Genomic DNA, 13,492 nt, shown 5'->3' on the forward strand with positions numbered 1-13,492 from the left:
TGGAGGCGGCAATGGATCAGCAGAACGACGGGACGAGCCGACGGCGGCTCCTGCAGGCGGGCGCACTCGGCGCCGGTGCGGTGGTCATGCCAGGTGTACTCAGCGCCGGCGAAGCAGCCGCGACCGGCATCGGGTCGACGGCGAGCACCACCAAGAGCACCACACAGAGCGCGGGGCGGATCGATACCGAGCACCCGCGCTTCACGCTGGCCGTCGTACCGGATACGCAGTACCAGTACGACGAGGACCGGGGCGACCCCGCGCCGCTGACCGCGAGCTTCGAGTGGCTGATCGAGCAGCGGTCGGCCGAGAACATCGTCTTCGTCGCGCATCTCGGTGACGTGGTGCAGAACGCGCTGGCGATGGAGTTCGCCCAGGCCGATCCCGTCTTCAAGATCCTGGACCGGGCCCGCTTCCCGTACTCCGTGCTGGCCGGCAACCACGACATCGACGGGTCCAAGGACGACACGCGCGGCGACTCGCCGTACCTGCACACCTTCGGACCGCAGCGGTTCCGCCGGATGTCGACGTACGGCGGATCGACCCCGAACGGCTACAACTCGTACCACGTGTTCCGCGCCGCCGGACAGCAGTGGTTGCTGCTGGCAATGGACTGGCGGCCGTCGGACGCGAGCTTCGCCTGGGCCCGGGACGTCATCGCCAAGCACCCGAAACTGCCAGTCATCCTCACCATCCACGAGCTGGTGAACGCCGACCACGGCAATCCGGTCGCGTACTTCAGCGACCACGGCAACCGGGTCTGGGAGCAGCTGGTGAACGACAGCGACCAGATCTTCCTCACGCTGAACGGCCACTACTGGCCGCCCGGCCGGGTGACCCGGAAGAACGCCGCCGGCAACGACGTGCACCTGCACATCACCAACTACCAGGACCGGTTCTACGGCGGATCCGGCATGGTTCGGCTCTACCACTTCGACCTGGCCCGGAACACGATCGACGTGGAGACCGTCTCGCCGTGGATCATGGACCAGGACCCGGCCAAGCGGAGCGAGCTGGCCGAGGCCGAGATCGAGCTGACCGACGACACCAACCGGTTCAGCATCCCGATCGACTTCGCCGAGCGGTTCGCCAAGTTCGCGCCGGTCGCGGTCCGTCCGGCCCGGCCGGCCAAGCAGCTGGTGATCCCCGGCACAGCGGCGTACTGGCGTTTCGACGGGCCGGCCGCCGACCAGATCACCGACCAGTCGGGCAAGGGCAACCACCTGACCCGCGTAGTGCTAGCTGGTAGTGCGCCGTCGGCGAGCGCCGAGTTCCACCCGGACCAGCCGGGGCACGCCAGCTGGCTGTTCCCGGGCGGCAAGAACCCGGCCCGCGGTGGATACCTGAAGACCGCCGATGATGCGCCACTCAACGCCATGACCTTCAAGAGTGGCTACACGATCGAGGCGTTCGTGAAGCTGGCCGACGACGGGCAGGACCACTCGTGGGAGGGCCTGCTCTGCCGGCTCGGCACGGGGCGCGACGCGGGCAAGACGGGCAGCGACCCGGACGAGCCGACGGTCAAGCTCGGCTTCTCCGGTGGACTCGAGCTGCAGTGGGCCGTGTACCCGGTCGACAAGAACGACACGTTCACCAACTGGGGCCATGAGATGGTCGCCGGCCGCTGGTTCCACCTCGCGATCGTGAACGACGGCCGGCACAGCACCGTGTACGTCGACTCGTCGGAGCTGCTCCGCAACCCGGCGACCCCGTCCAACGGACTGGCGACCGCCGGAAAGCCGTGGCTGGTCGGCGCCGGTCACTACGCGAACACCATCGACCAGGGCTTCGCCGGGAACATCGGCGAACTCCGCATCGTCACCCGCGCCCTCAAGCCGTCCCAGTTCCTGAACGCCTAAAGATGGGAGCGGATGAGGGCTTCCTGGGCGGGGAGGAGGGCTAGTTCGGCGGGGGTCAGGGTGCGGTTGTTGCCGCGTCGCTCCAGTGCGTCGGGGAGCCCTGGGGTGGGGTCGATCGAGTTGGCCAGGTACGTCGCGAGCGCGTCGCGGAGCAGGTCGGTGAGGGTCTCGAAGGCGGGGTCGAGGGCGACCTGGGCGAAGATGATCGCGGTCATCGCGACGTCGAACTCCGCGGTGCCCTCCTCCGCGTTCCGCCAGTCGATGACGACCGGGCCGTCGGCGGTGGCCATCACGTTCAGCGGATGCAGGTCGCCGTGCACGACGACGCGCCCCGGCGTACCGCTCGGGGCCGGGATCGCCTGCAGCCGGCGGTGCAGGTCGGCGTGGATGAGGCCGATCTCGGTCGCGCTGAGGTCGCCGGCGATCGCGGCGTCGCCGAGCGTCGGCCCGTCGAGCCGCTGCAGGACCATGTCCGCACCCTCGACGTCGCGCACCGCGGGCACCGGGTAGCCGTACCGCGCCACGTGCCGCATGAAGTCGGCCTCGTCGCGGACCGGGTGGCCGTTGCGATACCGCCGCAGCACCCAGTCGTCGTCGATGGAGTAGATGTCCGCGTCCCGCCCGAACGCGAACGGCTCGGCGTCCCCCGGCAGGTTCATCCGACCTGGCAGCCGCCGGCTGCGGGCTCGAGGGGTTTGGCGCCGACGGTCGGCATGCCGAGCATCACGCCCGACGGGCCGGCCGGTGCGTCCTGAGTGCGCTGCCACGCGTCGCCGGCGCGAGTGCGGCGTACGGCGCCGAACACGTCCGCGACCAGGTGATGCGGAGCGGCGTACGTGACCTCGACCGTGGCCAGGTCACCCGGTCGCGGCGCCTCGACACCTTCCGGTACGGCGAAGTGGACGAGCCGGTTGTCCGCGGCGCGACCGCTGAGCCGATGGGTGGCAGCGTCCTTCCGCCCCTCCCCTTCGGCCACGAGCACCTCGACGGACCGGCCGACGATCAGCTTGTTCTCCGCCCACGCCATGTCGTCCTGCAGCGCGACCAGTCGCTCGTACCGATCCTGGACGACGTCGCGCGGGACCTGGTCCGCCATCGACTCGGCCGGCGTCCCGGGACGCTTCGAGTACTGGAACGTGAACGCCCCCGCGAACCGCGCCTGCCGGACCACGTCGAGCGTGCCCTGGAAGTCCTCCTCGGTCTCCCCCGGGAACCCGACGATGATGTCCGTCGTGATCGCCGCATCCGGCATCGCCGCGCGTACGTCTTCGATGATCTTCAAATATCTGTCCCGCCGATACGAACGACGCATCGCCTTCAGCACCGTGTCCGAGCCGGACTGCAGCGGCATGTGCAGCGAGGGCATCACGTTCGGCGTCTCGGCCATTGCCTCGATCACGTCGGCGGTGAAGTCCCGCGGGTGCGGCGAGGTGAAGCGGACCCGCTCCAACCCGTCGATCTCCCCGCACGCGCGGAGCAGCTTCGAGAACGCGTACCGGTCGCCGAACTCCACGCCGTACGAGTTCACGTTCTGGCCGAGCAGCGTCACCTCGAGCACGCCCTCGCCGACGAGCGCCTCGACCTCGGCGAGGATCTCGCCCGGCCGGCGGTCCTTCTCGCGGCCGCGCAGCGCCGGCACGATGCAGAACGTGCAGGTGTTGTTGCAGCCCACGCTGACCGACACCCACGCGGAGTACGGCGATTCGCGGCGGGTCGGGAGCGTCGACGGGAACACGTCGAGCGACTCCAGGATCTCCACCTGGGACTCCTCGGCGATCCGGGCCCGCTCCAGCAGCACCGGCAGCGCGCCGATGTTGTGGGTGCCGAAGACGACGTCGACCCACGGCGCCTTCTTCGTGATCGACGCCTTGTCCTTCTGCGCCAGGCAGCCGCCGACGGCGATCTGCATGCCGGGTTTGCGCGCCTTCACCGGCGCCAGGTGACCGAGGTTGCCGTACAGCTTGTTGTCGGCGTTCTCCCGGACCGCGCACGTGTTGAAGACGACCACATCGGCCTCGTCGCCCTCGGGCGCGCGGACATAGCCCGCGTCCTCCAGCAGCCCGCGCAGCCGCTCGGAGTCGTGGACATTCATCTGGCACCCGTAGGTGCGGACCTCGTAAGTACGCATGACAGCCACCAAGAGTACGTGCCGCGGTAGACAAATCCCTACCTGGGTTTGGCCCCCTGCGACCCCTGACCCCCGCGCTGGACCCGACAATAGTGAGGGGCATGAACAGTTCTCGCCGTCAGTTCCTCGCCCGTACCGCCGCCGGAGCCGCCGTGCTCGCCGGCGGCACCTTCACCTCGACGTCCCTGTCCGCGGCCTCGGTGACACCGACCAGGATCACCGCGCTCACCGACGTCACCGTCATCGACGTCGCCACCGGCCGCCGGGACCGGCACCAGACCGTGCTGATCAGCGGCGACCGGATCATCGGCGTCGGCCGCATCCCGGTCCCCCGCGGCGCCGTCGAGATCAACCTCAGCGGGAAGTACGTCATCCCCGGCCTCGCCGACATGCACGTCCACAGCGTCGGCGACGAACGCGTCTCGCCGCCTCTCTATCTGGCGAACGGCCTCACCACCGTCCGCGAGATGGCCGGCACGAATCCGATGCTGTACGACTGGCGCGACCGGATCGCCGCCGGCACGCTGCTCGGCCCGCGAATGGTCGTCGCGAGCAACATCATCGACGGCGACCCGACGTTGTGGGACCCGAACCTGATCCAGGTCATCGTCGTCGACGACGCCGACTCAGCGCGGGCCGCCGTACGCCGGGTGAAGTCCGAGGGCGCCGACTTCGTCAAGGTCTACTCACGCCTCAGCCGCGAATCCTGGCGCGCGATCGTCGACGATGCCCGCAAGGTCGGTCTGACGGTGCACGGCCACGGCCCGGACGAGGTCACCTCGAAGGAGGTCAGCAACGCGGGCCAGCGCAGCATCGAGCACATCCACTCGCTCGGGCTGGCGGTCTCGACCCAGGAAGCCGAGGTACGGCGGATGCTGCTCGAGATCAAGGTGGCGACCGGCGACTACAACTCGTGGTTCCGGCAGATGCACCCGATCGAGTGGATCGCCGCCAACACCTACAGCCCGTCGCGGGCCGCCGACGTGTTCGGCACGCTGCGCCGCAACCGGACCCGAGTCACGCCGACGCTGACCATGCACAACGTGCTCGACCAGATCGACTACACGGAGCTCGACCCGACGCTGGCGAAGTACCTGAGCGAGGAGTCGATCGGCACGTACGACTACGTCATCCAGAACCTGTACGGCGCCAACCGGACCGCCGAGGAGATCTCCCACCAGAAGCAGATGTGGGCGTGGCGGCAGCGGTTCGTGCGGGAGCTGTTCGCGCACGACGTACCGATCATGGCGGGGACCGATACAGGTACGCCGTACTCCGTGCCGGGGTTCGCGCTGCACGACGAGCTGGCGCATCTCGTCGACGCCGGGGCCACGCCGCGTCAGGCGTTGTACGCCGCAACCGTCGAGCCGGCCAAGTTCCTCGGGCTGAACACCGGCGCGGTGGAACCGAGCAAGATCGCCGACCTCGTCGTACTCGACGCGGACCCGCTGACCGACATCCGCAACACGCGGCGGATCCACACCGTCGTCACGCGGGGCCGCGTGATCGGCCCCGCTCAACGCGAGCAACTCCTCGCGGGCGTCGAGGCAGCGGTGAAGGAACCACCGACCGCCGCGACCCTGGCCGCCGGCGGATGCTGCGGAAGCCACCGTCCCGCTTGAACCTTCTTTGTGCACCCACCAACCAAAATCCTCGCCGAAAAATGGTTGGTGGGTGCCCAAAGTGATCAGGCGGGCGGGGTGATGCTCCAGATGCCGCGGCCGTGGGTTGCCGCGTAGATGTTGCCGTCGGGGCCGGACTCGATGTCCATGACCGTTGTGGTCGGCAGGCCGGTGCCCAGGACCTGCCAGTTCGTCGCGCCGGGTGCGCGGTAGAAGGTGGCGAGGTCGGACCCGACCACCAGCGCGCCGTTGGCCAGCTGCTTGACCGCGCTGGTCGGGATGTCCGGCAGGTTCGCCGAGATGTCCGACCAGGTCGCGCCGCCGTCCTTGGTCTCGTAGACGTGGCCGACTCCCGCGCCCGGGCCCTCCGTGAAGCGGCGCGAGAAGCCGTTCACGGCGACGTACGCGTGCTGCCCGTTGGCCGGATCGATCCCGACGCCCTGGAGGAAGCGGTTCGGGAAGTCGGACGGCAAGGTCACCTGGTGCCAGCTGCCGCCGGCGTTGGTGGCCAGGCCGCGTGCGAAGCCGGAGTTGTTGCACGGTCCGCACCAGCTCACCCAGCCGACGCCGTCGCGCATCGCGACCGCTGTCGCCGAGTGCCCGGCGCCGAGATCGAACGCCTTGGTCCACTCGGACGCGCTGCGCATGCCCCAGCCCTTGGTGGAGGTGTAGACGAACTGACCACCGGCGATGAACCCGTTCGAGTTCGCCGAGTCGATCGCGATCGGGGCGATGAACCGCGGCAGCGGGTCACTCGGATCGAGGCTCCACGAGCTCGCCTCGGCCTCGCTGAGTGCACCCTTGTTCAACGCACACGTGTTGGTGATCTTGACCGCGAGCGATACGTACTCCTGCAGCTGGTTGCAGCCGTTCTGCGGGTCCGCGGCGCCGTCGCCGCCGTCACCACCGAAGTTGGAGCCCATCTTGGTGTCGGCGTTGCTGCCGTTGGGCTTGACGGCGAACAGGTTCGAGACGCCGTTGTCCTGCAGACCGCCGGACACCACCACACCACCGTTCTTGGTGTCCTTGCCGACCGACACCGAGTAGTACTGCAGACCGTCCATCGTTCCGTCGGCGGTCTGCGAGACCCAGTCGGTCGCGTTGTTGTTCGCGTTGACCTGGCCGTTCACCGGCCGCCGGTACACGCCGCCGTCGTTGCCGACGAAGACGACCGGCTTGCCACCGGAGGTGCCGACCGCGACCGAGTGCTGGTCGGGGTGCCCTGCCAACGGGCAGGTGTTCTTCGAGTCGTCGATGTTCCAGCAGCCGAAGCCGAAGTTCCAGTACGGCATCACGGCGGACCAGTGGGAGCCGGAATCCTTGGTCTCGAACACTTCCTCGAGGCCCGCCCACACGTGGTCGGCGTTGGCCGGATCAACAGTCAGGAACTGGTTGTACCAGGCCTGCACACCGACGGCGTACCCCTTGCGGTCCAGTGCGGAGCCGCTGTTGTGCAGGATCTGCGGATCGGCGATCTTGTTCCACGGACCGGACGGGCTGCCGGTCTTGGAGACGAAGATGCCGGCCAGGCTCGTGCTGCCGTTGATCTTGCTCGGCTGCTGCACGAGCGCGTACAGGCGGTCACCGGTCTTGCTGAACGCGAACGTCGTGTAGCCGACGTCGGTGCTGTTCTTGATGCCGCCCAGCACCACGCTCAGCCGCTTCCAGCTCGACGGCCCGGCGGTGTAGTCGTTGGTCTCGTAGAACCCGTTGTAGGTGTCGCCCGAGCGCCAGCCGATGGCGGCGATCACGTGCTTGGGGTTCTTCGGGTCGATCGCGATGTCGTTGACGATGTTCTTGTACGCCGCGTCCGTCGCGCCACCGGTCTGACTGCCGGCCGGAACCAGGACGTTGCCGGCGTCATCCTTGATCTCCGGCATGAAGTCCGGGTTCGGGTAGAAGGCGACCTTCCAGGCGCCCGCCTTCGTCGACGCGTCGTGGTACCAGACACCACGGTTGGTCGCCGCGAACACCTGACCCCCGCCCCAGCGCAGCCGGCCGACCGTGGTCGATTCCAGTTCCTTGCCGCCGACCCGGTCGGACGGTGCGTACGTGCCGGTCGTCGGGTTCGCGAGGCGGTAGACGCCCGATCCGACGTACGACGAAGCGCCGGTGTTGGCCTCGCCCGTCGCGTACCAGAGCGAGCCGTCACCGGCGAGCTGCAGGTCGCCACCGCTGAGGGACGGTAGCGAGTCGCTGAGCGGAGTCCAGTTGCCGCCGCCCGAGGAGGAGCGCCACACGCCACCGTTCGCGCCGGCGGCGTACACGTGGTTGGCGTTGTCGGCCGCCAGGCCTGTGATCCGGCCGGTGACGTAGCCGGCACCGCCGCTGGAGTTGGAGTACCAGTCGCGATAGCGGGCGTCGTCCGCGTCATAAGGCACCTTGGTGACTTCGTGCCAGGTGCCCGCGGTGTGGGGCAGCGCGGTGAGCTGCGCGAACGCCGACGAGTACGCGCCCGGGGCGACGATGCCGCCCGGCGCGGTCCTGGCCTGCTCGAACTCGTCGGCGATCGTGAAGGCTTCCTTGGACTCGCTCTGCATCTCCGACGGGTTGCCGCCGGCGATCATCAAGGCCTTCTCCATCACGGCGGCGTTGTAGTGCCGGCCGGCCCATTGGTGCTTGAGCCATTCTTCCTTCAGCTCGTAGCGGCCGGCATAGCCGCCGATCCCAGCGGCGATCAGGGCGGCCCCCAGGCCGCCGGCGATGATTTTGCGACTGCGTGTGGGCAGCGAGATTCGCATCACGTACTCCGGATGTTTCTTGGCGGGTCGCCGTCCCGAGGCGGCGCTCCCGTAGCCCCGGGTCAACGCACAGAGCCGCCGAGACCATACGTCCGGTGAACCTGCGACGGAAGTGATCGATTCCGCTCCGGAATCGGCAAGGGAAAACATTCGTCGCCGATGGATCCCGGCCGGGGCGGGTCCGGTGCGAGCGTGCCGTCTGGCGCGACATGCTCGAAGATCTGCTCGACGAGGGCGACGACGTGGGGGTCGTCGACGGTGTAGAACTGCCGGCGGCCCTCGCGTCGTGCGCTGACCAGGCCGGCCAGGCGGAGCTTGGCCAGGTGCTGGCTCGCCGTCGGCACGCTGACTCCCACCCGGGCAGCCAGCGTGCCGACGTCGTACTCGCCACAACTCGCCAACGCGACCAGGTGCAGTCGGACCGGCGCCAGCAACAGGCCGAATGTCCTGGCCGCGGTGGCGAGCTGTGGCGAGGTCGGCTCGATCACACGCACACCTTGGGCTTGATCGGCTCCCCGAACGGGTCCCGCGTCGGATACCCGAGCGCCGCATCGATCAGCTCCTCGAGCCGATCGCTCAGACCCAGCGCGAGTACGACGGCCTCCGTGTGCACCTCATCCAGCGGTACGCCGAGAACCCGGTACAGGAACGTCTCCAGCAACTGGTGCCGCCTGTCCATCGCACACTCCAGTCAGTAGATGTTCGACGGCCGGACCATGCCCTCGGCGAGATCGCCGAAGCCGGGCGCCATGATCGCGCCGGGGTTGCCGAGGAGTTCCTCGACGACCGCGGTCTCGGTGGTGATCAGCAGCGCCGCGATGGACGCTGCGCTCTCGAGCGCCGCCCGAGTGACCTTCAGCGGGTCGATGACCGCCTCGGCGACCATGTCGCCGTACTGGCCGGTGAGCGCGTTGAAGCCGTGGCCGCGCGGAAGTCCGGCGACCTGGGCGACCACTTCGTCGCCGTCGTACCCGGCGTTGATCGCGATCCACCGCAGCGGTTCCGGCAGCGCGCGCCGGACGATCTCCCGGCCGATCGCCTCGTCGCCGGTGAGCTCCAGCTCCGACAGCACAGCCTGCGCCTGGACCAGGGAGGTTCCGCCCCCGGCGAGCACGCCCTCCTCGAGCGCGGCGCGGGTCGCGGCCAGCGAGTCGTCGACCCGCAGCATCCGTTCCTTCAGCTCGACGCTCGTCGCGCCGCCGACCCGGATCACCGCGACCTTGCCGGCCAGCCGCGCCATCCGCAACTGCAGACTGTCCTGGTCGGCGTCGATCTTGGCCCGTTCGAACTGCTTCTCCAGCTGGGCGATCCGCGCCTCCACCAGGGACGCGTCGCCGTGACCGCCGACGATCGTGGTGCTGTTCTCGGTGATCGTGATCCGGTCGCAGGAGCCCAGGTGGTCCCGGCTGACCTCGTGCAGGTCGAGGCCGGTGTCCTTCGCGATCACGGTGCCGCCCAGCGCGGTGGCGAGATCCTCCAGTTCCGCGATCCGGCGGTGCCCGAAGCCGGGTGCGTGTACGACGACGGACCGCATCGTGTTGTGCATGTTGCCGCCGACCAGCAGCTGCAGAGCCGGACCGTCGACGTCCTCGGCGAGGACGACGAGCGGACGATCCGCGCGCTTGGCGACCTCGAGGGTCGGCATGATGTCCTGCACCTGGGTGATCTTCTTGTTCGTCAGCAGGATCACCGGGTTGTCGTAGACGGTCTCCATCCGCTCCCGGTCGGTGACCATGTACGCCGACACGTACCCGTGGTCGAACTCGATGCCGTCGACGACCTCCACCGACATCCCGAGCGTGTCGGACTCCTCGGTGGTGACGACGCCGTTGCGCCCGACCCAGTCGACCGCGTCCGCGATCACCGCGCCGATGGTCTCGTCGTCGCTGGCTGCCAGGGTCGCGATGTGCCGCAGTTCGTCCCGGCCGCCGACCTCGACGGCCCAGCTCCGCAGCGTCTCGATCACGACCGGTACGGTCTGCTCGATGCCGCGCCGTACGCGCATCGGGTTCGCGCCGGCGTCGACCTCGCGCAGTCCTTCGCGGACCATCGCCTGGGCGAGCACGGTCGCGGTGGTGGTGCCGTCGCCGACCACACCGTTGGTCTTCATCGCGACTTCCTTCACCAACTGGGCGCCCATGTTGGCGAACGGTTCGCGCAGCTGGATCTCCCGCGCGATCGTGACACCGTCGTTGGTGATGGTCGGCGGGCCGGTGAGCTTCTCCAGCACCGCGTTGCGGCCTTTCGGCCCGAGCGTCACCTTGATCGCGTCCGCGAGCGCGTTCACCCCGGATTCGAGCAGCCGTCGCGCGTCCGTGTTGAACCGCAGTTCCTTCGCCATGGTCAGCCTCCTGCTACGGAATGAGGATCGCCCGGCCGCGGACCTTGCCGTGGTCGAGGTCGTCGAGGGCCTGCTGGAAGTCCTCCAGCGGGTACTTCGTGGTGTGCAGCGCGACCTTTCCCTGCGCCGCGAGCTCCATCAGGTCCTGCAGGTCGTTGTAGGAGCCGACCAGGTTGCCGATGAAGTTGATCTCGGTGGAGATCACGTCGATGGTCGGTACGTCGAGGTTCTCGCCGTACCCGACGACGTAGTAGTTGCCGGCCCGCCGCAGCATCTCGATCCCGTCGGCGGTGGCGCCGCCCTCACCGACGAAGTCGATCACGGCTTCCGCGCCGTGCCGTCCGGTCAGCGCCCGGACCTGTTCCACGTGGGTGCCGTCGGCAACGATTCCGTGGTCGGCGCCGATCTCGACGGCCAGGTCGACCGCTGCTTGGTTGCGGTCGACGACGACCAGGGTCGCGGCCGAGATCGCCTTCATCACCTGGACGCCGATGTGACCGAGCCCGCCCGCGCCGAGGATCACGCAGACAGCCCCCGGTCGGAGGGTGCGCGCTGCCTTCGCTGCAGCGTGGTACGCGGTCAGCCCGGCGTCCGCGAGAGCGGCGACGTCCGCCGGTTCCAGCGAGTCGTCGATCTTGACGACGCTGCGTGCCGTCGTACGCAGGTAGTCGGCGTACCCGCCGTCGGTGTCGATACCCGGGAACGCCGACGCCTCGCAGTGCACGTCGTCGCCGGAGCGACAGGCCCGGCAGAGCCCGCAGGTGATCAACGGGTGCAGGATCACCTTGTCGCCGACGGCAACGTTCGTGACGGCATCGCCGATCGCGTGCACCCAGCCGGCGTTCTCGTGCCCGATCGTGTAGGGCAGCATGACGCCGCTCTTCTCGGCCCACTGCCCTTCCAGGATGTGCAGGTCGGTCCGGCAGACGCCGGCGCCGCCGATCCGGACGACGACGTCGAGCGGCCCGGTGAGCTTCGGCTCCGGTACGTCGTTGAGCTGCAGGTTGCGGTGGTAGCCGGTGACCTGGACGGCCCTCATCTCTTCCTCCTCGTGTTGGTGATCCGGGTTGTCATCGGCTCCTCGTCGTACCGGGTCTTCAGCAGTCCACGGCAGAAGTGCGCGTTGCCCTCGACGGAGATCCGGACCGCCTTCGCGAACCGCAGTCGCATCGGCGCCGCGTCCGGCGGCACAGGTACGCCGTCGTCGTCGACCAGGACCAGGTCCTCCGGCCGGATCCCGAGCCCGATGTCGGTCCGCCTGCGAAGCAATGCGTCCTTGTGCGGACCGCCGGGGAGGTGCCAGAGCGTCAGCCCTGGCAGCTCCTCGATGGTCTTCCCGGTGGACCGGAGCAGCGCCATCACGCACCGCTCCATCGCCGCCGTGTGCGCCTTGCGCTGGAAGGTACGGCGCAGTTCGTCGAGGTCCTGATCGGCCTCGTCGCCGAAGGTGCCGACATATCCCGCGTCCGCGGCCAGGCCGGCGTTGATCTTGTCCGAGTCGTGGTGATCGTCGAGGAGCACACTCACCGCACCCACGCCCGGCACCCGACGCAGGGCGTCGACCGCGTCGGATGCCATCAGGTAGGCGAAGTTGGGCGCGCAGAACGAGGTCGGCAACCGCAGGTGCACGGTCACGCCGGCGTCGTCGATCCGGATCGACCGGACGAATCCGAGGTCGGTGATGGGCTGGTCCAGCTCGGGGTCGACGACGGTCGCGAGCGCCGCCACGACCTCCGTCTCCAGATCCGGCCCGGCCTGCGTCGTCTGCGCGACCGCGGTCATGACGCCACAGCCTCTTCCTTCGACCCGACGCCGGCGGGAAGCCGGAGTTCCTCGGGTACGTCGAGGTCGTACAGCGCCGCCGCGTTCAGGCCGAGGATCTTCTTCTTCTGCTCGACCGTGATCGGCGCGTACTCCGTCAGGTCAGCCGGGATCTGGAAGTCGACGAACTTCTCCACCAGCCACTTCGGCGTCCACAGCGCGTAGTCCGACGAGAACAGGATCCGGTCCTCGCCGATCCAGTAGAGCAGTTCGCCGATGATCTGCGCGAAGTACCCAGGCCGGCTGTGGATGAACGGCATCGCCACCGCGAGACCGCCGTACACGTTGGGCTCCTGGGTCGCGATCCAGCAGAAGTCCTCGAGCCGGGGCAGGCCGACGTGCTCGACGATGAAGTTGAGCTCGGTGTAGTCGGTCGCCACCTTGTCGATGTCGGCGACATCGAACGAGTCCCGGTCCAGCGGCCTGATCGTAGGGCCCTTGTGCACGTGGATGTTCTTGATCCCGAGCTCGAGGCACTCCTCGAGATAGCGCCGCGACCACGGGTCGTCCAGCTTCCAGCCGCGCGAGTCGCCGTACCACTCGGCGGTGTAGAGCTTGACGCCCTGCAGGTTCATCCGCGCGGCGTCCTTGCGCAGCTGCTCGAGGCCCGCCTCCGCGTGCCGCGGGTCCCAGGCGTGGTTGTACGTGAGCTTGCCGGGGTTGGCCCGGGTCAGCGCGAGGGCGTCCTCGGTCTGCCCGAAACCGTTGACGTAGAAGTCGCTCAGGATCGCGGGCTGGAAGATCGCGTGGTCGACGTACCCGTCCTCGAAGAGGTCCTTCAGCAACCGCTGCTCGCCGTAGTACGTGTAGGTGTCGTAGTCCCAGACGACCTCTTCGGGGCTGAGGTTCTTGTGGTAGTCGTAGAAGCAGTCGATGAACTGCTTGCCGTGGATGTTCTTCTGGTTCGCCGCGCGCGCGTCCCACAGGGCGATGTGCGCGTCGACGATGAAGTACTTCTCGCCGTCCTTCTCGTACATCCC

General features: G+C 68.5%; 11 protein-coding genes. 2 read left to right on the top strand and 9 right to left on the bottom strand.

The window, feature by feature from the left end; genetic code table 11:
* Positions 1 to 11: 11 nt before the first annotated feature.
* The gene (locus ACLJOO_RS41120; RefSeq protein WP_410793622.1) at positions 12 to 1,859 is read left to right on the top strand and encodes a LamG-like jellyroll fold domain-containing protein; all 1,848 of its coding nucleotides are present in this window, start codon (positions 12 to 14) and stop codon (positions 1,857 to 1,859) included.
* Here the strand turns inward: ACLJOO_RS41120 and ACLJOO_RS41125 are convergent.
* Positions 1,856 to 2,518 carry a phosphotransferase gene (locus tag ACLJOO_RS41125; protein ID WP_410793624.1) on the bottom strand — a complete coding sequence of 221 codons (663 nt, stop codon included), beginning with the start codon at positions 2,516 to 2,518 and terminating at the stop codon, positions 1,856 to 1,858. The genes ACLJOO_RS41120 and ACLJOO_RS41125 overlap by 4 nt on opposite strands.
* On the bottom strand, positions 2,515 to 3,987 hold the full coding sequence (gene miaB, locus ACLJOO_RS41130; RefSeq protein ID WP_410793626.1) for a tRNA (N6-isopentenyl adenosine(37)-C2)-methylthiotransferase MiaB: 1,473 nt from the start codon (positions 3,985 to 3,987) through the stop codon (positions 2,515 to 2,517). Before miaB ends, ACLJOO_RS41125 begins: the two co-directional genes overlap by 4 nt.
* Positions 3,988 to 4,088: 101 nt before the next feature.
* Here miaB and ACLJOO_RS41135 point away from each other — a divergent pair, with 101 nt between their 5' ends.
* The gene (locus ACLJOO_RS41135; RefSeq protein ID WP_410793628.1) at positions 4,089 to 5,609 is read left to right on the top strand and encodes an amidohydrolase family protein; all 1,521 of its coding nucleotides are present in this window, start codon (positions 4,089 to 4,091) and stop codon (positions 5,607 to 5,609) included.
* A 65-nt stretch (positions 5,610 to 5,674) separates the two neighbouring features.
* On the opposite strand, the gene ACLJOO_RS41140 is transcribed toward ACLJOO_RS41135, so the two are convergent.
* From ACLJOO_RS41140 to ACLJOO_RS41170, 7 genes are all read right to left on the bottom strand, one after another.
* The gene (locus ACLJOO_RS41140; RefSeq protein WP_410793630.1) at positions 5,675 to 8,350 is read right to left on the bottom strand and encodes a WD40/YVTN/BNR-like repeat-containing protein; all 2,676 of its coding nucleotides are present in this window, start codon (positions 8,348 to 8,350) and stop codon (positions 5,675 to 5,677) included.
* A gap of 62 nt (positions 8,351 to 8,412) precedes the next feature.
* The gene (locus tag ACLJOO_RS41145; RefSeq protein WP_410793632.1) at positions 8,413 to 8,838 is read right to left on the bottom strand and encodes an ArsR/SmtB family transcription factor; all 426 of its coding nucleotides are present in this window, start codon (positions 8,836 to 8,838) and stop codon (positions 8,413 to 8,415) included.
* A complete protein-coding gene (locus ACLJOO_RS41150; protein ID WP_410793634.1) occupies positions 8,835 to 9,029 on the bottom strand; it encodes an iron dependent repressor, metal binding and dimerization domain protein in 195 nt (64 codons plus the stop codon). The genes ACLJOO_RS41145 and ACLJOO_RS41150 overlap by 4 nt, the downstream gene beginning before the upstream one ends.
* A 12-nt stretch (positions 9,030 to 9,041) precedes the next feature.
* Complete coding sequence (gene groL / locus ACLJOO_RS41155; RefSeq protein ID WP_410793635.1) at positions 9,042 to 10,691, bottom strand: chaperonin GroEL; 1,650 nt, start codon at positions 10,689 to 10,691, stop codon at positions 9,042 to 9,044.
* Positions 10,692 to 10,704: 13 nt separating this feature from the next.
* Complete coding sequence (locus tag ACLJOO_RS41160; RefSeq protein WP_410793637.1) at positions 10,705 to 11,730, bottom strand: NAD(P)-dependent alcohol dehydrogenase; 1,026 nt, start codon at positions 11,728 to 11,730, stop codon at positions 10,705 to 10,707.
* A complete protein-coding gene (locus tag ACLJOO_RS41165) occupies positions 11,727 to 12,473 on the bottom strand; it encodes an iron-sulfur cluster assembly protein (protein ID WP_410793639.1) in 747 nt (248 codons plus the stop codon). The genes ACLJOO_RS41160 and ACLJOO_RS41165 overlap by 4 nt, the downstream gene beginning before the upstream one ends.
* On the bottom strand, positions 12,470 to 13,489 hold the full coding sequence (locus tag ACLJOO_RS41170) for an amidohydrolase family protein (RefSeq protein WP_410793640.1): 1,020 nt from the start codon (positions 13,487 to 13,489) through the stop codon (positions 12,470 to 12,472). Before ACLJOO_RS41170 ends, ACLJOO_RS41165 begins: the two co-directional genes overlap by 4 nt.
* Between the last annotated feature and the right edge of the window lie 3 nt (positions 13,490 to 13,492).

It is taken from the genome of Kribbella sp. C-35 (assembly GCF_046549195.1).
Taxonomy (GTDB): Bacteria; Actinomycetota; Actinomycetes; order Propionibacteriales; family Kribbellaceae; genus Kribbella.